This is a genomic window from Roseobacter sp. HKCCD5988 (assembly GCF_037830355.1).
Lineage (GTDB): Bacteria > Pseudomonadota > Alphaproteobacteria > Rhodobacterales > Rhodobacteraceae > M30B80.
In genome coordinates this window covers 973,929-995,792 of record NZ_JBBLYJ010000001.1, presented here as the reverse complement: position 1 = coordinate 995,792, position 21,864 = coordinate 973,929, and the positions used below count along the sequence as shown (strand labels likewise).

The following is a 21,864-nucleotide window of genomic DNA, read 5'->3' as shown; positions in this document are numbered from 1 at the left end:
TATCCAACTTACCAGCCTTTGCGCCGCGCCTCTATAACCACCAAAGGCCCAAAGAGGTTGAAATTCAACCCTCTATCAGCTGCGCACCCCCGCAAAGCGGGCTTGCCATTCTTCGCGCTGCTCGTCACTGATCTTTGCGAAAAGAACCTCAGGCACAGTGAAGCCCTGCCCAGCTGGCAGCCGCGAGAGGCCTTCTGCGACATCTTCGGGCCATGCGTAATCTTTGCACCCCATCGCATCCAACATTGCCTGTGCGGCATCTGGGATGAACGGCGCAGACAAGAGCGCATAAAACGGGATGAGGTTCAGAGAAAACCGCGTGATGGCCGCGGCGCGATCTGGATCTTCCTTGAACACAGTCCAAGGTGCTGCAGATTGCAAATATTCATTCCCCAAAACCCAAATTGCGCGCAATTCGGCGGCGGCTTTGCGAATTTCAATCGCCTCCATATGCGCCTGATAGGCCGCAAGGCGGGCCTGTAAATCAGCCATCACTTGGGCCTCTTGTGCGCTGTAGTCGCCCGCCTCAGGGATCACTTCACCGAATTTTGAGCGGCAGAATTTGGTGATCCGACTGACGAAATTGCCCAGAACATCGGCCAAATCCTTGTTCACGCCTGCTTGGAAATTCTCCCAAGTGAATTCGCTATCCGAGGTTTCTGGCGCATGGCTCAGCAACCACCACCGCCAATAATCCGAAGGCAGGATCGACAAAGCCTGATCCATGAACACGCCACGCCCTTGGCTGGTCGAGAATTGGCCGCCATCATAATTGAGATAGTTGAAGGATTTGATGTAATCCACCAGCTTCCATGGCTCGCCAGAGCCTAAGATCGTTGCAGGGAAGCTCAAGGTATGAAAGGGCACGTTATCCTTGCCCATGAACTGGACGTAACGCACATCTCGCGCGCCCTTGTCTGTGCGCCACCACCGCTCCCAATCATCTCCCTTGCCTGCGTCAACCCATTCTGCGGCGCAGGCGATATATTCAATCGGCGCATCAAACCAAACATAGAAGACCTTGCCCTCCATCCCTGGCCATTCATCCTTGCCCTTTTTAACAGGGATGCCCCAATCCAAATCGCGCGTGATCCCACGATCTTGCAACCCGTCCCCGTCATTGAGCCATTTTTTGGCGATAGAGGTGGTTAGAATTGGCCAATCTGTCTTGCTGTCGATCCACGCGTTCAATTGATCCCGCATAGAGGATTGGCGCAGATACAGATGCTTGGTCTCGCGCACTTCCAAATCCGTTGAGCCAGAAATCGCACTGCGCGGGTCAATCAAATCGGTCGGGTCAAGCTGCTTGGTGCAGTTCTCGCATTGATCGCCGCGGGCCTTGTCATAGCCGCAATTGGGGCATGTGCCCTCAATGTAGCGATCAGGCAAAAAGCGGCCATCGGCATTGGAATAGACCTGCCGCTCGCTCACCTCAGAGATCAGCCCTGCCTCGGCCAAACGGCCTGCAAAATGCTGGGTCAATTCGTGGTTTTGCGGGCTAGAAGACCGGCCAAAGTGATCGAAACTCAGGCGAAAACCCTGTGCAATCTCAGCCTGAACTGCGTGCAGTTTGGCGCAATATTCAGCGACATCCATGCCCGCTTTGGCGGCAGCTAATTCGGCGGGCGTGCCATGCTCATCTGTGGCACAGAGAAATAAAACCTCACGGCCCCGACCGCGGTTGTAACGGGCGAAAAGATCAGCAGGCAATTGGCTGCCTACGAGATTTCCCAAATGCTTGATCCCATTGATATATGGGATCGCCGAAGTGATCAGAACACGCTCCATCACGCCCGCCTTGTCTTAGATGATTTCCTTCGCTCTCGCGTCTAACCCAAAGCAAAGCGGATGGCTAGACGGTGCAAAGATGTCAAACAAAACTGGGCGCTATGGATTTCGCACAAAGGCCTGAGGATGCGCGCGTTACACGCCATGCGGCGGGCGGGGCAAGGCGCGCGCGCAGACGTTGCATATGCCATGCGCGCCCCTCTAGGCCTGCAGGCAGATTTCCTGCAAGCGCCCCTTGCATGGATAAGGCCCCATGATTGGCCGCTAAGGAAAAGCGCGTCTCAACCCCTGCTGCGCCCCCATGATGCGGTGTTAAAATCGCGGCGAAAGGCTGCTTTCCCGCATGTTCAGCCGCCAGATGCAAACGGCGGATCGCGGTCAGGTTGGGTGGCTCTAGCACTTCGGCAACCACAGTTTTACAGGCCCCGCTGCGCAAAGCCCCCTCCATGCACCATAACAGGTCTTCGCGCCGCTCAGGCGCGACAAAGATCATGCGGGCAGGGTCAATCTCCTCCGCCACGGCCTGCATATGCAGATGATCAGGGTGCCACGCAGGTCGGATCCAAAGCACCGCCCCCTCCATCCGCGCCGCCGCCCAAAGCGCCAGACGCCGCCGTGCGGGGCCGCAAAACTCATGCACCCGCCCAAGCCGCAAATCACACCCCTCGAAAAGGCGCAAAGACGGGTTTGCCCGCGCCACAGAGGCCGTAATGTGATCAAAAGAGGCATGGGTGATTTGCATGAGGCCAGACTAAATGTTCTTCTTTTGTTCTGCAAGAAATTTTCGCACTTCCCTTGCCCTTCTTGGGCATCTCGCTACCAATAACGCGGAAGATAGCAGCGAAGGATAGGATGGGATGCGCAAAATTCAGCTTGGCACCACAGACACAATGATCACCGATTACTGCCTTGGCACGATGACATGGGGCAACCAAACCCCAGAGGCAGACGCACATCGCCAAATGGATATGGCGCTTGCGGCAGGGATCAATATTGTCGACACCGCCGAGATGTATCCCGTTAACCCTGTGCGGGCGGAAACAGTCGGCAATACCGAAACCATTCTTGGCAATTGGAACCGCGCCAACCCTGCGCGGCGCGGCGATTATATCTTGGCCACCAAAATCACGGGCAAAAACGCCGCGTTTGTGCGCATGGGTGAGGATATAACAGCCGCAAGTTTTACCGCAGCACTCGATGCCTCGCTCGCACGACTGGGCACAGAGTATATCGACATTTACCAAATGCATTGGCCCAATCGCGGTTCGTATCATTTCCGCCAAAACTGGGGCTATGATCCTTCGGCACAGGTGAAATCCGTGACGCTGGCCCATATGGAAGAGATCTTGGATGCAGCAGATCGGATGATCAAAGCAGGCAAAATGCGCTATTTCGCGCTGTCCAATGATACGGTCTGGGGCGTTGCGCAATGGATGCGCCTTTCCGAAGAGCGCGGCCTGCCGCGTGTGATGTCCTTGCAAAATGAATATTCGCTCCTGTGCCGCCTCTATGACACAGATTTTGCGGAACTGGCCGTGAATGAGCAGCTGACCCTGCTGGCCTATTCGCCCCTTGCCGCGGGCCTTTTGACGGGAAAATACCAAAACGGGGCCATTCCAGAAGGCTCGCGCATGGAGGGTAACGGGGATTTGGGCGGTCGCAAAAGCCCGCGCGTCTTTGATGCGGTCGCAGCCTATCTAGACTTGGCGCAAAAGTACGGTATTGATCCAGTTCACATGGCTTTGGCCTTTACTGTGCAGCGCCCTTTCTCCGTCTCGACCATCTTTGGCGCAACCACAAGCGCACAGCTTGCCCGCATTCTAGATGGCTTGGATGTGACCCTATCGGGCGATGTTCTGGACGAGATAGACGCAATCCATCGCGCCCATCCGTTGCCCTATTGATGCGCCTGCGCCTCACCCAAACCGCGCTCCTATTGGCCCTGTGTTTGATCACAGCCTGTAGCCCGCCCATGATGGGGGCAAGACGGGCGGATGCACCGATTGCCTCGACCACGCGGTTTGAAGCCGCACGATTTGCGGGGCCATGGGTGATGCGCCACGCCATCGATAGAACCGCGGCGCGCAACCTCAGCTTTGAGGAAGGCAGCGGCCAAATCATAGGTTTGCGGTATGTGGATGGGTCTGGCCAAAGGATGGCGCTGACCTCGGACGGCCCGCACCCTGCCCGCTTTACAGATGCGCGCGGGCGGGCGCTTTGGGTGCTTTGGGTTGATGATGACTATCGCACAGCATTGCTAGGCGCGCCTGACGGGCGCTTGGCGTGGATCATTGACCGCAGAACAACGGGGGGCGATGATCGCATTGACGCTGCATTGCGCCTTGCTGCGGCCAATGGCTATGATCCAAATGATTTTATCGCGCTGAACCCATGACTGCACGCTTGCCCTTTCTCAGGAAAGGCGCAATCTGATCGCATGCCAATTTGGATTGCCGCCACCATCTTTGCTGCCTTCATGCAGAACCTCAGGTTTCTGTTACAGCATCACTTGCGCAAAAGTGCGCTGTCGACCGCAGGCGCCACTTGGGCGCGGTTTCTTTACAGCGCGCCCATCGTGGCCTGTGGCGTGATCCTATATGCCCGTATACGCGGGTTTGATTTGCCACAGATCCAACCCCAGTTCTGGGCCTATATCGTTCTTGGCTCATTGGCCCAAGTTCTGGCCACAGCCTGTGTTGTGGCGCTGTTTGGGTTTCGCAACTTCGCAATTGGCGTGACCCTGAAAAAGACGGAAACCATCCTGACCGCCTGCCTCGGTTTGGTGGTTTTGGGCGAAGGCGTATCGCTGTGGGTTTTTGCCGCCATCGTGGTTGGGGTGATCGGCGTTATTTTGATCTCAGACGGGGGGCAAAAGGGCGATGGTCAAACCCTTCTCGCACGCTTCGCCACCAAGGCCGCATTTTTCGGGCTGGCCTCTGGCGGGCTTTTCGGGGTGTCTGCCGTGACCTATCGCGGCGCGATCCTAAGCCTTGAAGGGGGGGATGCGCTGCTGCGATCTGGATTTGCCCTTGCGGTGGCCTGCGCCATTCAAGCCAGCAGTTTGGGCCTTTGGATTGCTTGGCGCGAGCGCGTACAAATTGGTTCTGTGCTGCATCAATGGCGCATTGGACTTGCCACGGGGGCCACCTCACTTTTAGGTTCACTTGGATGGTTCTTGGCCTTTGGCCTGCAAAATGCGGCATTGGTCAAAGCGGTCGGGCAAGTGGAATTGGTCTTTACCTATCTCTTTTCCATCTTCTGGCTCAAAGAACGCAGCACCAAAAAAGAGGTGATGGGATTGGTTCTGATCCTCGCCGCGCTGCTCGCCATTATCCTGCAAGAGGCGTAAGAAAGCGCCATGTTCACAATACCCCTCGCCATTGCGCCGATTTTCGTTCTGATTGCCACAGGCTACGGCCTGCGCCGCGCGGGCCTGCCCTCGGCCGAGTTTTGGAACCTCAATGACCGTCTGGTCTATCTGGTTCTGATGCCTGCCATCTTCTTTGACAGCATTTCTACGGCCGATTTGGGCGCTGCTGCTTTGGGTGGCTTTTCCGCATTGCTCTATGCGGGTTTTTTCCTGGGCATCATTGCGGGGCTCATCGGGGCAGGCTTAATGCGCCACCATGGGCGCGCCGCGGGCAGTTCTTTGGTGCAAGGGGCGGGACGGTTCAACACGTTCATCGCCCTTGCTGTCGCGGGCGCCCTCTATGGGCCTGAGGGGTTGGAGCTTGCGATTTTAGGCGCGGCCATTCTGGTGCCTGTGGTCAACCTAACAGTGGTGACCACGCTTGTCCTCATGTTGCCACAAGAGCGCGGCACGGGGATTGGCGGCCAGATCACGGCCACGCTGAAAAATCTTGCGAAAAACCCTTTGATCCTGTCGATTGCCGCTGCCATGGCATGGAACCTTGCAGGGTTGCCGCGGGTGCCAGTTTTTCACGACAGCCTCGAAATTCTGGGCCAAGCGGCCCTGCCCATCATGTTGCTGTGCGTTGGGGCGAACCTCAAACTGCGCGGCCTCTCGGCAGAGGCGGGGCCATTATTTCTTGCAGCCATCGCAAAGCTTGGCTTGTTTCCTGCCGCAATTATGGGGTTGGCTTTGATCCTCGATGTGCCGCCCCTACAAGCACAAATCGCGCTGACCTTTGGCGCGCTGCCAACAGGTGTGGCCGCCTATACATTGGCCCGACAAATGGGAGGGGATGCGCCGCTTATGGCCGCGATGATCACGGTGCAAACGCTGCTTTCCTTCGCAACCATGCCATTGTGGCTGAGCCTTGGGGAGCGGATTTTCGGTCTGTAATTATTTCAGCGCAACGCCGTGTCGACCTGCCAAATCAGTGAAAAATTGCCATGCCACGCGGCCTGACCGCGCCCCGCGCGTTGCAGTCCACTCAATCGCCTCGGCACGCAACTGATCTTGGGGCACAGCCACGCCATAGGCACGGCAATAGCCGTCAATCATCTCGAAATATTCGTCCTGCGTGCAAGGATGGAACCCGAGCCACAGCCCAAACCGATCCGAGAGCGAGACCTTCTCCTCCACCGCCTCAGACGGGTTTATAGCACCGCTGCGCTCATTCTCGATCATATCCCGCGGCATCAGGTGACGGCGGTTAGACGTGGCATAGAAAATCACATTTTCAGGGCGGCCTTGCACACCACCATCCAAAACCGCCTTGAGCGATTTATAATGTTGGTCATCATGGCTGAAGGATAGATCATCACAAAACAAGATCACGCGTGCAGGGGCCGCGCGCAACAGTGTCAAAAGCCTGCCAATCGTGGGCAAATCTTCGCGCTGCATTTCCACCAATTTGAGCGGCAGACCCTCGGCCACCACGGCCCCATGTGCGGCCTTAACCAGCGAGGATTTTCCCATCCCCCGCGCGCCCCATAAGAGCGCGTTATTGGCGGCATAGCCGCGCGCGAATTGGCGCGTATTGGCCATAAGCGTGTCGCGCGCGCGATCCACGCCCACCAACATTTCAACACCCACGCGCGAAATCTGCGCGACAGGTTCCAAATGATCAGGATCTGCATGCCACACAAAGGCATCAGCTGCACCCCAATCAGGGGTTTGCGCGGCGGGCGGGGCCATCCGTTCTAACGCATCCGCAATTCGGGCAAGCTGCTTTTTCGCCATAGCCATTACTACCGTTTACTCTTTCTGCGCCGCGTCCTTTGCGGGTGCTTCATTAGCCTCGTCTTCATCCCATAGGCCTTCGGCCTTGAGGCGCTCCTTACGCTTTTTCTCAACCATGGCGACCAAGAAAATGGAAATCTCGTAAAGCCCATAAACGGCGCTGAAAAGGATCAGCTGCGTGACAACATCTGGCGGGGTCACTAAGGCTGCAACGACCAAAATGCCCACAATCGCATATTTGCGCACATCGCGCAGACCTGCCGCTGAAACCAAACCCGCCTTACCCATCAAGGTCAAAAGCACGGGCAGCTGAAAGCACAGCCCGAAGGCAAAGATAAACTTGAGCGCCAGATCAAGCGACTCGCGCACCGAACCGAGAAAGACCGTTTGCAGCTCTTGTGAGGGCGCGGAGGGTTGGAACTCCCCCTCCCCTGCAATCAAGTTGGCCAAGGCAGGGATCGCATCGGAAAACCCGATGAAGAAATTCATGGCCAAGGGCGTAACGATGAAATGCGCGAAGGCAGCCCCTAAGAGAAACAAAAGCGGCGAAGCAATCAAGAAGGGTAGAAACGCATTTTTCTCAGTCTTATAGAGACCAGGTGCCACAAAGCGCCAAAGCTGATGCGCAATCACAGGGAAAGAAATTGCAAAGCCCGCGATCACCGAAATACGGATCAAGACAAAGAATTTCTCTTGCGGGGCAGTGAAGATCAAACGTGCATCTTCGCCCCGCGCGCGCAAGACATCGGCCAGAGGTTGCGAAATAAATTCAAGCAATGGTTCGGCTACAGTGAACATAATCACCATACCCGCCACAAAGGCCAAAACCGAGCGGATCAACCGCGTGCGCAATTCCGCCAAATGCTCAATCAATGGAGCGGAATGATCTTCAATCTCGTCTTCGCTCATGCCTCATCCGCCTTTTTCGCGCGGGGTTTAGGGGCCGCTTTGGGCGCAGTGGTCTTGGCCTTTGCAGGCGCAGCCTTGGCCCGTGTCGTTTTTGCGGGTTCGGCTTTTTTCGCAGGTGCCTTTTTCGGCGTGGCCTTGGGGGCCGCCTTTGCTTTGGGCGCAGCCCTTTTGGCAGGCGCGGCTTTTGCCTGCACTGGCGCCTCGCTTGGCGCCTCTGCAGGCTCACTGCGCTTAACGGCAGGTGCGGGGGCTTGGGTCGGATTTCCTTGCGCGCCCGCAGGTTTACCCTGATTGCCCGTCTTCAGCGGCTTGTCGCTGTTGAAATCTGCATCCAGATCAAGATCCGCGTTGAGAGATTGCTTGACCTTATCCAGACCATATTGACGCGGATTGGTCAGGGCTTTCATCTCGCGGTTCATTTCGCGCATGCCCGTTTGATCGGCCGCATCATTCATAGCCGAGGTAAACTCGCGCGCCATGCCCTTGATGCGCCCCACAAACAGACCCGCTTTGCGGAACATGACAGGCAAGTCTTTTGGCCCGACAACGATCAAGGCAACAATGCCGATCACCATCAATTCCATCCACCCGATATCAGGCATGGCGTCCCTCTCGTGACAAACCGCGATTAGCGCAGGGTTTCATGATCCAGCCCCGCGCCAATGCGCAAGGCCAAAGACGATCATTAGGCCTTGTCACGCTCATTTTCAGGGGTGACATCGCGCGCGCCCTCACCATCGGCAGCTTTATTTTCAAGCTCCTCGGTGCTGTCTTTGACGCCGCGCTTAAAGGCGGTGATACCTTTCCCCACTTCGCCCATCAGGCCCGCGATTTTGCCGCGCCCGAATAGAACCAGCACGACCACCGCAATCAGCAAAAGCCCTGCAGGGCCAATATTGTTGAACATTTCGCTCTCCCATTTCAGCGCAGGCTGATGACACAATTCGCACATCAACCGCGCCGTGTTTATATCTTGGCCTCAACGCCATAGCCCCCAAAGGCCAATGCCGCTTGCCCACCAAAGAATGTCGCGAAATCCTGCGCCGCCTGCAAGGGGCAAAACGCCCCTGCACGCGGGAAACTGATCACGATTGTATAATGGAGGCCCATTTAGGATGCTTTGGCCGCAGGAAAGACAAAACATTTCTCGCGGCGCAGGCTCAACCACATCGCGGTGCCTTTCTTGGGCAAAAACACGCCCGGCACTGTGGCACGGATCACCTCGCCGTTGAAATCCATGCGAAACTCAACAAGGCTTTCATGGCCCATGAAGCGCGCGCGCTCGACCATGCCGCGTGCTGGCACACCATCGCTGACAGTAGGGTTTGGGCCACGACCACCCCTATCAAAATCAATCTTCACATGTTGGGGGCGAAAGACAATCTCAACCGCCGTGCCATCGGCAAAACCCGGCGCCAAGAATTGCCCAAAGGCGGTGTCAGTCAGCGCCCCGTCCACACGGCCAGAGATGACATTCACATCCGAGAAAAACGCCGCCGCCGCTTTGTCCACGGGGGCGTTGTAAATATTATAGGGCGCGCCCTGTTGCACGATATGACCGTTGCGCATCAAGGCGATTTGATCCGCCATGCGCATCGCTTCTTCGGGCTCATGGGTGACAAGAACCACCGCTGTGCCCTCTTCTTTCAGCAATTCCAATGTTTCATCGCGGATGCCATCGCGCAGGCGATTGTCCAACCCCGAAAAGGGTTCATCCATCAGCATCACTTTGGGGCGCGGCGCAAGCGCGCGGGCCAAGGCCACACGCTGCTGCTCGCCGCCCGACAGCATATGGATGCCTTTTTCCCCATAGCCTTTGAGATCGACACGGGCGAGCAATTCCTCAACCCGCGCGCCCACTTCAGGGCCGCGCCCCTTTAGACCAAAGGCAATATTTTGCGCCACGTTGAGATGCGGAAAAAGCGCGAAATCTTGAAAGATCAAACCGACCGACCGCGCCTCGGGGGGCAGATGCAGCCCTGGATCGGAGACAGTGACACCATCAAGCGCAACTGTCCCACCCGTTTGACGCTCAACGCCCGCGATGACACGCAATGTGGTGGATTTTCCGCATCCCGAAGGGCCAAGCAAACACATCACCTGCCCAGCCGCCACCGACAAGGATATGCCCCGCACCACTTCCGTCCCATCAAAGACGCAAGAGAGGTTGCTTACCTCAAGCCGCGGGGAATTTTGGCGCGGGACTTGGTTCATAGGGCGCTTGCATCCTGATAAAAACACTCAACTTGGTCAGCTATCAGGCACAAGCCCCCCTTTCAAGCGCCGCTTTGCTGCGGCCTCTCAAATGGTGATGGCGTTCTGACCACCATCCAAGAGCACATTTTGCCCCACCATGAAGCCCACATGTTGCGAGCATAAAAAGGCACAAGTAGCGCCGAATTCCTGCGCCGTGCCATAGCGCCCAACGGGTAGGGTGCCAAAGCGGCGGGTGCGTGCCTCCTCAACACTAATCCCCTCGCGCTCCGCCACGCCCTTATCAAGCGCATCGGCGCGATCCGTGGCGTGGATACCAGGCAAGAGATTGTTGATGATCACCCCTTTGGCCGCAACCTGTCGGGCTGTGCCCGCAACATAGCCCGTCAAGCCTGCGCGTGCAGAATTGGACAAGCCCAATTGTGGGATCGGTGCCTTGACCGATTGCGAGGTGATATTGACCACACGACCCCATGATTTTTCCATCATTTGCGGCATGTAATGTTTCATCAGCGCAATCGGCGTCAGCATATTGGCATCCAGCGCCTTGATGAAATCATCGCGCGTCCAATCCGACCACAAACCTGGTGGGGGGCCGCCCGCATTGGTCACAAGAATATCAATTGCACCTGCCCCCGCGATCACATCGGCGCGCGCCGCCTCATCGGTGATATCGGCGGCAATCGCGGTGACTGAAACGCCATAGGTGTCGCGAATATGCGCGGCAGTCGCCTCAAGCGCCTCTGCACCGCGGGCATTGAGCACCAGATCAACCCCTGCCTCAGCCAAGGCTTCGGCGCAACCGCGCCCCAAGCCTTTGGACGATGCACAAACCAATGCGCGCTTTCCCTTTATGCCCAAATCCATAATCTGCTCCCTCGCATTCTTTACTATCTTTCCTTGCGCGCAAGCGCGCCTCAGGGGGCAAGTTAGGTGCCTGTTGCTGCCAAATCCAGTCTTGCGTGAGATTTACCTTTCACCAAAAGCGCCGCTTGACCGCGCACTGCCCCGTTTCTATTGAGAAAAAAGGAGGGTGAAATGGCCAGCTTACCCGCGCAATTAAAATTCGATGTTTATCCTGCCACGCAGTTCTGCGTGGATCGCGGCGCCAATGAAGGCGATGCGCTTGGCACCTTTGACGAGGTGGAGGCAGGCGATATCTACCGCATGCGCAAAGATGCCAGCGCCCTCACCCTTGCCATGCGGGATGATGCCGATGGCACGCAGTTGGTGGCCGAAGGCAGTCAATTGGGCCGTGCAGGCGACAAGCTGACAATTGCAGCCTGTCACCAATTGATGACCCCAGACGGGACTTTGGCCGAAATCCTGACCCTGACAATCTGGCCTGCAGGCCAACCCGCCCATTACATCCTGCCGCTGTGCAATCTTGAGCCGGGTGAAGATTATGAATTGGTGGGCTCTGAGGCCGAAACAGCATCGCTGCGCTTTGCTGATATTGCCTGCCTGTCCTTTTTGGCAGGCACGCACCTTACCCTTGCCTCTGGCGCACAAATTGCCGTTGAGGCGCTGCAAGAGGGCGATCTGCTGCTGACCCGCGAAAATGGGGCAGCCTATTCGGTAGATTGGGCGCACTGTGTTGCGCGGCACAGGCAGCACAGCGCCCGTTCTGATCCGCCAAGGCGCGTTAAACACGGCGCGAGATTTGGTTTTGATGCCGAACCATCGCCTCTCTGTATGGCAACGCCAAGATATGCTTGGCACAGGCCGCGCTGAGGTCATGGTCAAGGCCGCCCATTTGATCAATGGCAGCACCATCACACGGCTTGAGGGCGGCTTCTTTGATGGGTTTCAAATCCTGCTTGCTCGTCACGAAATCCTTTATGCCGAGGGGATCGCGGTCGAAAGCCTGATGGTTACAGGACAAACCCGCCCCGCCTTGCCCGAAGCGATCCTTGCAACCGCCGCGCCCGATCTGAGCCCCGAATTACGCACCGCGCTTGAGCTTGACGCGCTGGCGCTTGCCCGCGCAGGGGGTGATCTCGCCAAGGCGCTTTACGAGGCATCACTGGGTGGAAAAAAACGCCCTAACCCATAGCATATTCTCATCACCCTGCCGCATCATCCCCCTTTCCAAAGGGCGCATCGCGCCATATACCGCGCCCCATGTCCGATATATCGCCTTCACCCCTCGCCAATCGCCCTGCCCTGCCGCCTGAAATCGGGCGCAGACGCACCTTCGCGATCATTTCCCACCCAGACGCGGGCAAGACCACGCTGACCGAGAAATTCTTGCTCTATGGCGGTGCGATTCAAATGGCGGGTCAAGTGCGCGCCAAAGGCGAAGCACGGCGCACGCGCTCGGACTTTATGAAAATGGAACAGGATCGCGGCATCTCAGTCTCGGCTTCGGCCATGTCCTTTGACTACCGCGAGTTCCGCTTTAACCTTGTGGACACCCCGGGCCACAGCGATTTCTCAGAGGATACCTACCGCACACTTACGGCGGTGGATGCTGCCATCATGGTGATTGATGGGGCCAAGGGCGTAGAAAGCCAGACCCAAAAGCTCTTTGAGGTTTGCCGCTTGCGCGATTTGCCCATCCTCACCTTCTGCAACAAGATGGATCGCGAAAGCCGCGACACATTCGAAATCATTGACGAAATCCAAGAGAACCTTGCGATTGATGTGGCCCCCGCCAGTTGGCCTATTGGGATGGGGCGCGATTTCTTGGGGTGCTACGACCTGATCCATGATCGGCTTGAATTGATGGATCGCGCAGATCGCAACCGCGTTGCCGAAACGGTCAAGATGAGTGGGCTAGACGACCCGAAACTTGCGGATCACATCCCCGAAGCACAGCTTGCCAAGCTACGCGAAGAAATCGAGATGGCGCGCGAATTGCTGCCCGCCTTTGATCGCGCCACATTCCTTGCGGGTGCGATGACCCCGATTTGGTTCGGCTCGGCCATCAACTCCTTTGGGGTGCGGGAATTGATGGAGGGCATTGCCGAATTCGGCCCCGCGCCACAGGTGCAAACGGCCGATCCGCGCGAAATTGCGCCAGAAGAAGGCAAGGTAACGGGCTTCGTGTTCAAGGTTCAGGCCAATATGGACCCAAAACACCGCGATCGCGTGGCGTTTATTCGTTTGGCGTCAGGACATTTTGAGCGGGGCATGAAACTGCATCATGTGCGCTCTAAGAAACCGATGGCTGTATCCAACCCTGTGCTCTTCCTCGCCGCTGACCGCGAATTGGCGGACGAGGCATGGGCAGGCGACATTATCGGCATTCCCAATCACGGGCAGTTGCGCATCGGGGATGCCCTGACCGAAGGGGAGGCGCTGCGCTTTACAGGGATACCCAGTTTCGCGCCTGAATTGTTGCAAGTGGCGCGCGCCGGCGACCCGATGAAAGCCAAACACCTTGAAAAGGCCCTGATGCAATTCGCCGAAGAAGGGGCTGCAAAAATCTTTAAGCCACAACTTGGCTCAGGTTTTATCGTGGGTGTGGTGGGCGCGCTGCAATTCGAGGTTCTCGCCAGTCGGATAGAACTGGAATATGGGCTGCCCGTGCGTTTTGAAGCCAGCCAATTCACATCGGCCCGATGGGTGCATGGCGCGCGCGATAAGGTCGATGCATTTGCGACCGCCAATAAACAACATATGGCGGTCGATAATGATGGTGACCCTGTGTATTTGACGCGCCTGCAATGGGACATTGATCGTGTCGAACGAGACTACCCCGATGTGCGGCTATCGGCGACCAAGGAATTGATGGTTTAACACCCCGTTTGACCCTTGCCGCGGTTTCGGCTAAATGCTCGTCCATTCTTGGCAATCTGGCCAAGGATCACGCCGCGGAGCGCGCGAGGATATGCGCTCCTTCACATATGCCAGTTGAGACTGGCCAGAACGGACGCATATGACCAAATTCACCGATCTAAACCTCAATCCGAAGGTTCTGAAAGCTATATCTGAAGCAGGGTATGAAACCCCAACCCCCATTCAGGCAGGCGCAATCCCCCCCGCATTGGAAGGGCGCGATGTTTTGGGGATTGCCCAGACGGGCACAGGCAAAACTGCCAGTTTCACATTGCCCATGATCACGCTTTTGGCACGGGGTCGGGCACGGGCGCGGATGCCACGCAGCCTTGTTCTTTGTCCCACCCGCGAATTGGCGGCACAGGTGGCCGAAAATTTCGACACCTACACCAAGCATCTGAAACTGACCAAGGCCCTGCTGATTGGCGGGGTGTCATTCAAAGAGCAAGACCTTCTGATTGATCGGGGTGTCGATGTTCTGATCGCAACACCGGGCCGTCTCTTGGATCATTTCGAGCGCGGCAAACTGCTGTTGACAGGCGTTCAGATCATGGTGGTGGATGAGGCCGACCGCATGTTGGATATGGGCTTTATCCCCGATATTGAGCGGATTTTCTCGCTGACGCCCTTCACGCGCCAAACCTTCTTTTTCTCTGCCACGATGGCCCCAGAGATTGAGCGGATCACCTCGACCTTCTTGTCAAACCCTGCGCGGATCGAAGTGGCACGCCAATCCACGACATCCGACACCATCACGCAGGCGTTGTTTTCCTTCAAACCCACCCGCCGCGACACAAGCGCGAAAGAAAAGCGCACCATGCTGCGCGCCGCAATTGCCGCAGAGGGCGAGGGTTGCACAAATGCCATCATATTCTGCAATCGCAAGGTGGATGTCGATATAGTCGCAAAATCGTTGAAGAAACACGGGCTGGATGCGGCCCCTATTCATGGCGATTTGGATCAATCGCAACGCATGCGCACCTTGGATGGGTTCCGCGAAGGAAGCCTTCGCTTTCTTGTGGCCTCGGATGTGGCCGCGCGCGGCCTTGATGTGCCAAGCGTAAGCCACGTGTTTAATTATGACGTCCCCTCTCACGCCGAGGATTACGTCCACCGTATTGGCCGCACGGGCCGCGCAGGGCGTAAGGGCCGCGCAATCACCATCGCGGTGCCTGCAGATGAAAAATATCTCACAGCGATTGAGGCCTTGATTGGCAAGCCCATTCCGACTGATGAGCCCCTACCATGGAGCCCCACAAGCGCGCAAAAACCTCATGAAGCGGACGCGGCGAATGATGACCGCGACAAACCCCGCCGCAGCCGCGGGGGGCGTGGTCGCCGCAAGTCGCACGAGGGCGATGAAGGCAGCACAGCAAAGACTGAAACACAGACCGAAGCGCCCAAAGCGGTGTCCGAAGACAACACTCCGCCCCAGCCAACGCCGAGCAGCGCGACGCCACGCCCCGAGCGCAGCCATGACCGCCATGAGCGCGGCGGACGCAATCGCGGCGGACAAGGTGGCGGACATCGTGTTGTTGGCATGGGTGAGCATTTGCCAAGCTTCATCGCGCTCAGCTTTGACGAACGCCGCGGGCCAAGCAGCAGCTATGTTCCTGCCGATGCAGAGGATGAGCAGAGCCAAGCTGAGGCGCAAGAGATTGAGACACCAGTGGCCGCCACGGAGGAGGCCCCAAAGCCAAAGCGCAAGCGCAGCCCGCGCAAACCTAAAGAAAAACCTGAGGCGGAAGGGGCAGAAACCCCCGCTGAACCAGTATCAGAAGAATAAAAAAACGCCCCATCTTGGGGCGTTTTTTTATTCAGCGACAAGGCGGCTGATGATCACGCTGACCTCAGGCTTTTTGCCGATTTCGGCCTGAACAGATTGGCGGATGGCGCGGCGCACCGCCTCCTCAATCTTGTCGTCATCACGGGTGATCTTGCGATCCAGACGCGGCAGAAGATCGGCCAATTCATCCTCGAGCATCTCGGTTAAACTGCCATGGCCATTGCGCAAATGATCTGGCAGGCCACGCAGCTCGACCCACGCATCTTCAATCAAGCTGTCATCCTCATCGACAATCAGCGCCGCAATCACGAGGCCGTTGAGGGCCAGTTTCATGCGATCACGGATCACCCCGTCATAGGCGCCCACCCGTGTGCTGCCATCTAGGTAATCGCGCGCGACCTCGACATATTCGACCGCAGCGGGCGCATTGCCTGACAATTCCAACATTGTGCCATTTGGCGCAACAAGGCCAAGCATTCCCTTTTCCATGGCAAGCCGCACATGTTCGCGCAAATGGCGGAATTCACCATGATTGGGCACAAGGATACGCGGACGCAAAATATCATGCATCTTTTCCAAATCGGGGCGATTGGCATGGCCCGACACATGGAAAAAGCCCGATTGTTCATCCACGATCTCTACCCCGATTTCTGCAAGCGCGTTTTGAATGCGCCCCACAGAGACCTCGTTGCCCGGGATGGTTTTGGACGAGAAGAGGAACATATCGCCCTCTTTCAGCTCCATCCCCAAATAAGAGCCGCGCGATAGGGCCGCCGAGGCTGCCCGCCGCTCCCCCTGACTGCCTGTCACAATCAGCATAAGGTTTTCGCGTGGGATATCGCGGGCCTCCTCAACTGACACGGTCGAGGGGAAATCAGTCAGCACGCCCGCCTCGACCGAGGCGCGGATCATGCGTTGCATTGCACGGCCCAGCAGACAGACGGAACGGCCATTGGCCACTGCGGCATCGGCCAAGGTTTTCACCCGCGCAACATTGGAGGCAAAGGTGGTCGCCACCATCATGCCCCGCGCGCGCCCAATCAGCGCTGTGATGGGTTCTGGCAACTGGCTTTCGCTGCGCCCCTCATGGCGCGAAAACACATTGGTGCTGTCGCAGATATAGGCCAAGACCCCCTTCCCTGCGATCTCACCCCACAGGGCTTCGTCAAAAGGTTCGCCGACCATCGGGTTCGTGTCAATTTTGAAATCACCCGAATGCACCACGCGGCCATGTTCCGTGTCGATAACAAGGCCCGAGCTTTCAGGGATGGAATGCGAGACGGGGGCGAATTGCACCTTGAAAGGGCCTGCTTCCACCACTTCGGGATAGGCCCCAACGACCCGCACCTGATCAGGGTCGTGACCCGCCTCTTCCAATTTGCGGCGGGCATGGATGGCCGTGAAATTACGGGCGTAAACAGGCGCGCGCAGGCGCCCCCACAAATGGCCAAGGGCGCCAACGTGATCTTCATGGGCGTGGGTGATGAAAATCCCCTCAAGGCGATCTGCACGTTCTTCCAACCACGCGATATCAGGTAGGATCAGGTCAACGCCCGGTTGACCATCCATGTCGGGAAAGCTGACGCCGCAATCGACAAGGATTAAACGCTCCGCACCTTGTTCTCCAACACCATAGACATATGCGTTCATTCCGATCTCACCTGCCCCGCCAAGGGGAAGATAGATCAGCCTGTTTCGATCGCTCATCAGCTTGCCTGTTCCTCGTTATATTTATGGATCACGGTCAGACCATGCATGGTCAGATCATCTTCGATCCTGTCAAACAACACATCGCCCGTAGAGAAGAGCGGCGCAAGCCCCCCTGTCCCAACTATCCGCATCGGGCGGTCGCGCTCGGCGCGAATGCGGTCACAAATACCACGCACAAGGCCTACATAGCCCCAAAACACGCCCGACTGCATGCAAGCCACCGTATTGGTGCCAATCACCGATTGCGGTTTTGTCACATCCACATGGGGCAAGGCGGCGGCTGCGTGGTGCAATGCTTCAAGGCTAAGATTGACGCCCGGCGCAATGACACCACCCACATAAGCGCCATCTTCGGCCACAACGTCAAAGGTGGTTGCTGTGCCAAAATCCACCACAATCAAATCGCCGCCATGGCGATCATAGGCGCCCGCGGTATTGACCAAGCGGTCAGGCCCCACTTGCGTGCCTGCATCCACCCGTGGCGGCACAGGCAAGAGACACTCAGATTTACCAACCACAAGCGGGCGGCAGTCGAAATAGCGATCACACAACACGCGCAAGTTAAACACCACGCGCGGCACAGTTGAGGAGATAATCACCGCGTCAATCTTGGGTTTTAGCCCATAATGATCCATCAAGGTTGAATACCAAACGTAATATTGATCTGCGGTGCGTTGATGCTCGGTTGCGGTGCGCAATGTGCACAGAAATTGCGCGCCATCCCATAGGGAAAACACCGTATTCGTATTGCCGCAATCCACGCAAAGAAGCATCTCGCACGCCCCCTAAAAATAAATATCCGCCGCCGCAATGGCACAAGGCCCGCTTGGCGTGGTTAATATCAGATTACCAGTTTCATCGACATCGTCAAAAACGCCACGAATGTCCCGATTGGGCAAACGCGCCAAAATGACTTGGCCGCGCTTGGCCGCGTGGGTCATCCATGCGGCGCGCACAGGGGCAAAACCCTGCTGAGAGATCTGCGCCTCCCAATGCGCCATGCGCGGGGTCAGCTGATCTAAAAAGGTTTCAGGGTCTGGGCATTGGCCTGCAACGCTGAACAGATCAATGGGCGCAAGCGCGCCCTCCTGAAGGCCCGCCACATCTGGGCTGTGTCGAAGGTTCACACCGATGCCGATCACCAAATGGCCCTGCTTGCCCGCAGCGATCCCGTGGCTTTGCAGCAGGATGCCTGCGATTTTCTGGCCCTCAAGCAGCACATCATTGGGCCATTTTAAGGTCAATGCGTCAGGCGCCACATAAGTTGACAAAGCATCGCGCAAGGCCAGCGCCGCGGTGAACGAGCGTAAAGCTGCCTCTTGCGGGGGGCAGTTGAGTGGCAGGATAAGTGAGGCTGTGAAATTACCAAGGGGGGCGCGCCATGCCCGCCCCCGCCGACCATATCCCGCCTCTTGGGTATGGGCCAAAATCCATATGGGTCGCTCTAGCGGCGCGGCGCGCAAGCGCCGCTCCGCTTCGGCCATGGTGCTGTCGACACGGGCCAAAATGACCCGTTCAACCGCCGTGCTGTCAGCGCACAAGTGCCTGCGCCGCGTTGGCCGCCAAATGGTCAATACCGAACAAATTCACAATGCCCGCAATCATGACCACGGCGGAAATCGTCAGGCCCAAGAATTGGATGATCGACATCCGCCCATCTAGGCCTTCGCGCGGTTCGCCAAAATACATGAAATAGACGATACGCAAATAATAGTAAGCGCCGATCACAGAGGCGATGACCCCTGCCACGGCCAACCAAACCAAGCCTGCATCAACAGCCGCTACCAAGACCGCGTATTTCGCGAAAAAGCCCAACATGGGTGGGACACCTGCGAGACTGAACATCAGCACCAAAACCGCCAAGGCCTGACCCGATTGTGCGGTGGCATAGCCGTTCAAGGCAGAGATGTCAGTGACGGGGTAACCATCTTTCTCCATCGACATAATGAAGGAGAAAACACCAATATTCATGGTCACATAAATCGCCATATAGATCAGCATCGCCTCGACACCCTGCCCCGTGCCAGAAGCCAGACCCATCAGGGCAAAGCCCATATGCCCGATGGAGGAATAAGCCATCAGGCGTTTGATATCGGTTTGGCCAATGGCTGCAATGGCCCCGACAAACATCGACAAAACCGCCAAGGCCGCAACGATCTGCTGCCAATCGGAAATGGCCATGCCAAAGGCATCGTAGACCACACGGGCAAATAGCCCCATTGCGGCCATTTTCGGCGCTGTCGCAAAAAGGGCTGTCACAGGGGTCGGTGCGCCCTCGTAAACATCAGGTGTCCACATGTGGAACGGGGCCGCTGATACTTTGAAGGCCAGACCTGCCGCCATAAAGACAAGGCCAAACACCATACCCAACGACATACCGCCCATCGATGCCTCGATGATGCCAGCAAAAAGCGTGGTGCCCGCAAAGCCGTAAACGAGGGACGCGCCATAGAGCAAAAGACCCGAGGAGAGAGCGCCAAGGACGAAATATTTAAGGCCCGCTTCGGTTGAGCGGACACTGTCACGGCGCAAGGCGGCAACCACATAAAGGGCTAGGGATTGCAGCTCCAACCCCATGTAAAGCACGATCAAATCACCAGCAGACACCATGATCATCATGCCAACAACCGCCAAGGTGACAATCATCGGATATTCAAACCGACCAAGGCCCGATTTCTGCATCGCCTCTTGGCCCACGATCAAAATTGCCGCCGCGGATAAAAGGATCACAATTTTGGCAAAGCGCGCAAAATCATCAACCACGATCATGCCACCAAAGCTGCTTGCATCGCCTTGACCTGTTGCCGCGACATAGAGCGCCATAATCGCAAAGACTGCGGCGGTCGCGTAGGTCAAGGCAGGCGCCATGCCATCTTTGGTTGTGTAAACAGCCAACATCAGCCCCGCCATCGCATAGATGGACAGGACAATCTCTGGGATCAAAACTGCGAGGTCTGCGCCGATCATTAGAAATTCCTCAATGGCTGGCTGCAAGCGCAGTTGCGGGGGCAAACTCCGCAACGCTTGTGTGATAATTCGACAAAAGCGCCTCTACCGAGGGGCCAATAATATCGGTGACGAGGCTCGGATAGACACCCAATAGAATGGTCATCACCACCAATGGCGCGAAAATCGCCTTTTCGCGCGCGGTCATGTCGGTGATGGATTTCAGGCTTTCCTTAATCAGGTCACCAAACACCACGCGGCGATAGAGCCACAGCGCATAGGCCGCCGACAAGATCACGCCTGTTGCCGCCAAAAGCCCAATCAGCGTGTTCACATGGAAAACACCCATCAAGGTCAGGAATTCGCCGACAAAGCCCGATGTGCCAGGAAGGCCCACATTGGCCATGGTGAACAGCATGAACACCGCCGCATAAGCGGGCATCCGATTTACCAGACCGCCATAGGCATCAATCTCGCGCGTGTGCATGCGATCATAGATGACGCCAACACAGAGGAACAACGCCCCCGAAACAAAGCCGTGGCTGATCATTTGGAAAATCGCGCCATCTACACCTTGTTGATTGGCGGCGAAAATCCCCATCGTCACATATCCCATATGCGCAACTGATGAGTAAGCGATCAGCTTTTTCATATCTTCTTGCACCATCGCGACCAGTGAGGTGTAGATGATCGCAATCACAGACATCCACAGCACCAATGGCGCCATGATGTCAGAGGCGACTGGGAACATTGGCAAGCTAAAGCGCAAGAAACCGTATCCGCCCATCTTCAGCAAGATTGCCGCCAGAACCACAGAGCCTGCGGTTGGCGCCTGAACGTGTGCATCGGGCAACCACGTATGGACAGGCCACATTGGCATTTTGACCGCAAAGGACGCGAAGAAAGCAAGCCAAAGCAACATCTGCATCCCACCTGCAATCTGCCATCCAAAGAGGCTGATACCTGCCGCCGAGAATTCATGTGTTAACAATGTGGGGATATCGGTGGTGCCTGCATCAATATACATCGCCACCATCGCCACCAGCATCAGCACCGAACCAAGGAAGGTGTAGAGGAAGAATTTGAACGCCGCATAGATGCGGTTTTTGCCGCCCCAAATCCCAATAATTAGGAACATCGGGATCAGGCCTGCTTCGAAGAACAGGTAGAACAGCACCAAATCCAATGCCACAAAGACGCCGATCATCAGGCTTTCGAGAACCAAAAGCGCGATCATGTATTCTTTGACGCGATGCTCTACACCCCAACAGGCAGCAATTGTAATCGGCATCAAGAATGTGGTCAGCAGAACGAATAGCACGCTGATCCCGTCCACACCCAATTTATAGCTAAGGCCAAAGAGCCATTCGCGTTCTTCCACCATTTGGAAGCCCGTGTCATTCGCATCGAATTGCACAAGGATCGCCAAGGAGATCAGGAAGGTTGCGGTGGTGGCTGCCAGCGCCAAACGCTTGGCTCCAAGCTGTGCCGCCTCATCCTCGCCGCGCAAAAACAGCGCAAGGATAAGGGCCGCAACCATAGGCAGGAAGGTGACGATGGAAAGTAAGTTGTCCATGGA

Annotated in this window: 22 protein-coding genes; 8 read left to right on the top strand and 14 right to left on the bottom strand. The window is 56.8% G+C overall.

Features of this window, described 5'->3' with window-relative positions; translation table 11 throughout:
- Window positions 1–75: 75 nt before the first annotated feature.
- Window positions 76–1,788 (bottom strand): methionine--tRNA ligase, encoded by a 1,713-nt coding sequence (gene metG / locus AAC636_RS04990; RefSeq protein WP_340300600.1) that lies wholly within the window; start codon window positions 1,786–1,788, stop codon window positions 76–78.
- A gap of 82 nt (window positions 1,789–1,870) precedes the next feature.
- Complete coding sequence (locus AAC636_RS04985; RefSeq protein ID WP_340300599.1) at window positions 1,871–2,530, bottom strand: ImuA family protein; 660 nt, start codon at window positions 2,528–2,530, stop codon at window positions 1,871–1,873.
- A gap of 115 nt (window positions 2,531–2,645) precedes the next feature.
- Here AAC636_RS04985 and AAC636_RS04980 point away from each other — a divergent pair, with 115 nt between their 5' ends.
- Genes AAC636_RS04980 through AAC636_RS04965 form a run of 4 tightly spaced genes read left to right on the top strand, consistent with a single transcriptional unit; the run spans window position 2,646 to window position 6,094 of the window.
- Window positions 2,646–3,692 (top strand): aldo/keto reductase, encoded by a 1,047-nt coding sequence (locus AAC636_RS04980; RefSeq protein ID WP_340300598.1) that lies wholly within the window; start codon window positions 2,646–2,648, stop codon window positions 3,690–3,692.
- On the top strand, window positions 3,692–4,183 hold the full coding sequence (locus AAC636_RS04975; protein WP_340300597.1) for a lipocalin family protein: 492 nt from the start codon (window positions 3,692–3,694) through the stop codon (window positions 4,181–4,183). The genes AAC636_RS04980 and AAC636_RS04975 overlap by 1 nt, the downstream gene beginning before the upstream one ends.
- A 42-nt stretch (window positions 4,184–4,225) precedes the next feature.
- The gene (locus AAC636_RS04970; protein ID WP_340300596.1) at window positions 4,226–5,137 is read left to right on the top strand and encodes a DMT family transporter; all 912 of its coding nucleotides are present in this window, start codon (window positions 4,226–4,228) and stop codon (window positions 5,135–5,137) included.
- Window positions 5,138–5,146: 9 nt separating this feature from the next.
- Window positions 5,147–6,094 carry an AEC family transporter gene (locus AAC636_RS04965; RefSeq protein ID WP_340300595.1) on the top strand — a complete coding sequence of 316 codons (948 nt, stop codon included), beginning with the start codon at window positions 5,147–5,149 and terminating at the stop codon, window positions 6,092–6,094.
- Here the strand turns inward: AAC636_RS04965 and AAC636_RS04960 are convergent, their stop codons facing one another.
- The 7 genes from AAC636_RS04960 to AAC636_RS04930 form a co-directional block, all read right to left on the bottom strand.
- The gene (locus AAC636_RS04960) at window positions 6,095–6,937 is read right to left on the bottom strand and encodes an ATP-binding protein (RefSeq protein ID WP_340256281.1); all 843 of its coding nucleotides are present in this window, start codon (window positions 6,935–6,937) and stop codon (window positions 6,095–6,097) included. It lies immediately after the preceding gene.
- 15 nt (window positions 6,938–6,952) lie between these two features.
- A complete protein-coding gene (gene tatC / locus AAC636_RS04955; protein ID WP_340300594.1) occupies window positions 6,953–7,846 on the bottom strand; it encodes a twin-arginine translocase subunit TatC in 894 nt (297 codons plus the stop codon).
- Complete coding sequence (tatB, locus tag AAC636_RS04950; protein WP_340300593.1) at window positions 7,843–8,448, bottom strand: Sec-independent protein translocase protein TatB; 606 nt, start codon at window positions 8,446–8,448, stop codon at window positions 7,843–7,845. The genes tatC and tatB overlap by 4 nt, the downstream gene beginning before the upstream one ends.
- Before the next feature lie 83 nt (window positions 8,449–8,531).
- Window positions 8,532–8,753 carry a twin-arginine translocase TatA/TatE family subunit gene (locus tag AAC636_RS04945; protein WP_317656028.1) on the bottom strand — a complete coding sequence of 74 codons (222 nt, stop codon included), beginning with the start codon at window positions 8,751–8,753 and terminating at the stop codon, window positions 8,532–8,534.
- Window positions 8,754–8,812: 59 nt separating this feature from the next.
- The gene (locus AAC636_RS04940) at window positions 8,813–8,956 is read right to left on the bottom strand and encodes a hypothetical protein (RefSeq protein ID WP_340300592.1); all 144 of its coding nucleotides are present in this window, start codon (window positions 8,954–8,956) and stop codon (window positions 8,813–8,815) included.
- Window positions 8,957–10,060, bottom strand: a complete 1,104-nt coding sequence (locus AAC636_RS04935; RefSeq protein WP_340300591.1) for an ABC transporter ATP-binding protein — start codon at window positions 10,058–10,060, stop codon at window positions 8,957–8,959. It abuts the gene before it with no gap.
- An 87-nt stretch (window positions 10,061–10,147) separates the two neighbouring features.
- Window positions 10,148–10,927 (bottom strand): SDR family oxidoreductase, encoded by a 780-nt coding sequence (locus AAC636_RS04930; protein WP_340252072.1) that lies wholly within the window; start codon window positions 10,925–10,927, stop codon window positions 10,148–10,150.
- Window positions 10,928–11,098: 171 nt separating this feature from the next.
- Here AAC636_RS04930 and AAC636_RS04925 point away from each other — a divergent pair, with 171 nt between their 5' ends.
- The 4 genes from AAC636_RS04925 to AAC636_RS04910 all read left to right on the top strand — a co-directional run bounded on the left by AAC636_RS04925 (window position 11,099) and on the right by AAC636_RS04910 (window position 15,629).
- Window positions 11,099–11,794: a hypothetical protein gene (locus AAC636_RS04925; RefSeq protein ID WP_340300590.1), complete on the top strand. Its 696-nt coding sequence runs from the start codon at window positions 11,099–11,101 to the stop codon at window positions 11,792–11,794.
- Entirely contained in the window at window positions 11,688–12,116 is a 429-nt protein-coding gene (locus AAC636_RS04920) for a Hint domain-containing protein (protein ID WP_340301089.1), read from the top strand. The genes AAC636_RS04925 and AAC636_RS04920 overlap by 107 nt, the downstream gene beginning before the upstream one ends.
- 68 nt (window positions 12,117–12,184) lie before the next feature.
- Complete coding sequence (locus tag AAC636_RS04915; RefSeq protein WP_340300589.1) at window positions 12,185–13,804, top strand: peptide chain release factor 3; 1,620 nt, start codon at window positions 12,185–12,187, stop codon at window positions 13,802–13,804.
- Between the two features lie 139 nt (window positions 13,805–13,943).
- A complete protein-coding gene (locus AAC636_RS04910) occupies window positions 13,944–15,629 on the top strand; it encodes a DEAD/DEAH box helicase (RefSeq protein ID WP_340300588.1) in 1,686 nt (561 codons plus the stop codon).
- Window positions 15,630–15,656: 27 nt separating this feature from the next.
- Here AAC636_RS04910 and AAC636_RS04905 read toward each other — a convergent pair whose 3' ends face one another.
- From AAC636_RS04905 to AAC636_RS04885, 5 genes are read right to left on the bottom strand one after another with little or no spacing between them, the layout of a single operon-like run.
- On the bottom strand, window positions 15,657–17,336 hold the full coding sequence (locus tag AAC636_RS04905) for a ribonuclease J (protein WP_340300587.1): 1,680 nt from the start codon (window positions 17,334–17,336) through the stop codon (window positions 15,657–15,659).
- Window positions 17,336–18,112 carry a type III pantothenate kinase gene (locus AAC636_RS04900; RefSeq protein WP_317656040.1) on the bottom strand — a complete coding sequence of 259 codons (777 nt, stop codon included), beginning with the start codon at window positions 18,110–18,112 and terminating at the stop codon, window positions 17,336–17,338. The genes AAC636_RS04905 and AAC636_RS04900 overlap by 1 nt, the downstream gene beginning before the upstream one ends.
- 12 nt (window positions 18,113–18,124) lie before the next feature.
- Window positions 18,125–18,880 carry a biotin--[acetyl-CoA-carboxylase] ligase gene (locus AAC636_RS04895; RefSeq protein ID WP_340300586.1) on the bottom strand — a complete coding sequence of 252 codons (756 nt, stop codon included), beginning with the start codon at window positions 18,878–18,880 and terminating at the stop codon, window positions 18,125–18,127.
- Entirely contained in the window at window positions 18,870–20,306 is a 1,437-nt protein-coding gene (gene nuoN / locus AAC636_RS04890) for an NADH-quinone oxidoreductase subunit NuoN (protein WP_340300585.1), read from the bottom strand. The genes AAC636_RS04895 and nuoN overlap by 11 nt, the downstream gene beginning before the upstream one ends.
- A gap of 10 nt (window positions 20,307–20,316) precedes the next feature.
- A complete protein-coding gene (locus tag AAC636_RS04885; protein WP_317656046.1) occupies window positions 20,317–21,861 on the bottom strand; it encodes an NADH-quinone oxidoreductase subunit M in 1,545 nt (514 codons plus the stop codon).
- Between the last annotated feature and the right edge of the window lie 3 nt (window positions 21,862–21,864).

Excerpts from the sequence above, each read along its gene's own strand:
- AAC636_RS04930 (WP_340252072.1), bottom strand. The coding sequence starts at position 10,927 with ATGGATTTGGGCATAAAGGGAAAGCGCGCATTGGTTTGTGCATCGTCC.
- nuoN (WP_340300585.1), bottom strand. The coding sequence starts at position 20,306 with ATGATCGGCGCAGACCTCGCAGTTTTGATCCCAGAGATTGTCCTGTCC.
- AAC636_RS04970 (WP_340300596.1), top strand. The coding sequence starts at position 4,226 with ATGCCAATTTGGATTGCCGCCACCATCTTTGCTGCCTTCATGCAGAAC.
- metG (WP_340300600.1), bottom strand. The coding sequence starts at position 1,788 with ATGGAGCGTGTTCTGATCACTTCGGCGATCCCATATATCAATGGGATC.
- AAC636_RS04975 (WP_340300597.1), top strand. The coding sequence starts at position 3,692 with ATGCGCCTGCGCCTCACCCAAACCGCGCTCCTATTGGCCCTGTGTTTG.
- AAC636_RS04925 (WP_340300590.1), top strand. The coding sequence starts at position 11,099 with ATGGCCAGCTTACCCGCGCAATTAAAATTCGATGTTTATCCTGCCACG.
- AAC636_RS04935 (WP_340300591.1), bottom strand. The coding sequence starts at position 10,060 with ATGAACCAAGTCCCGCGCCAAAATTCCCCGCGGCTTGAGGTAAGCAAC.
- AAC636_RS04960 (WP_340256281.1), bottom strand. The coding sequence starts at position 6,937 with ATGGCGAAAAAGCAGCTTGCCCGAATTGCGGATGCGTTAGAACGGATG.
- tatC (WP_340300594.1), bottom strand. The coding sequence starts at position 7,846 with ATGAGCGAAGACGAGATTGAAGATCATTCCGCTCCATTGATTGAGCAT.
- AAC636_RS04980 (WP_340300598.1), top strand. The coding sequence starts at position 2,646 with ATGCGCAAAATTCAGCTTGGCACCACAGACACAATGATCACCGATTAC.
- AAC636_RS04905 (WP_340300587.1), bottom strand. The coding sequence starts at position 17,336 with ATGAGCGATCGAAACAGGCTGATCTATCTTCCCCTTGGCGGGGCAGGT.
- AAC636_RS04965 (WP_340300595.1), top strand. The coding sequence starts at position 5,147 with ATGTTCACAATACCCCTCGCCATTGCGCCGATTTTCGTTCTGATTGCC.
- AAC636_RS04940 (WP_340300592.1), bottom strand. The coding sequence starts at position 8,956 with ATGGGCCTCCATTATACAATCGTGATCAGTTTCCCGCGTGCAGGGGCG.
- AAC636_RS04885 (WP_317656046.1), bottom strand. The coding sequence starts at position 21,861 with ATGGACAACTTACTTTCCATCGTCACCTTCCTGCCTATGGTTGCGGCC.
- AAC636_RS04915 (WP_340300589.1), top strand. The coding sequence starts at position 12,185 with ATGTCCGATATATCGCCTTCACCCCTCGCCAATCGCCCTGCCCTGCCG.
- AAC636_RS04945 (WP_317656028.1), bottom strand. The coding sequence starts at position 8,753 with ATGTTCAACAATATTGGCCCTGCAGGGCTTTTGCTGATTGCGGTGGTC.
- tatB (WP_340300593.1), bottom strand. The coding sequence starts at position 8,448 with ATGCCTGATATCGGGTGGATGGAATTGATGGTGATCGGCATTGTTGCC.
- AAC636_RS04910 (WP_340300588.1), top strand. The coding sequence starts at position 13,944 with ATGACCAAATTCACCGATCTAAACCTCAATCCGAAGGTTCTGAAAGCT.
- AAC636_RS04985 (WP_340300599.1), bottom strand. The coding sequence starts at position 2,530 with ATGCAAATCACCCATGCCTCTTTTGATCACATTACGGCCTCTGTGGCG.
- AAC636_RS04900 (WP_317656040.1), bottom strand. The coding sequence starts at position 18,112 with ATGCTTCTTTGCGTGGATTGCGGCAATACGAATACGGTGTTTTCCCTA.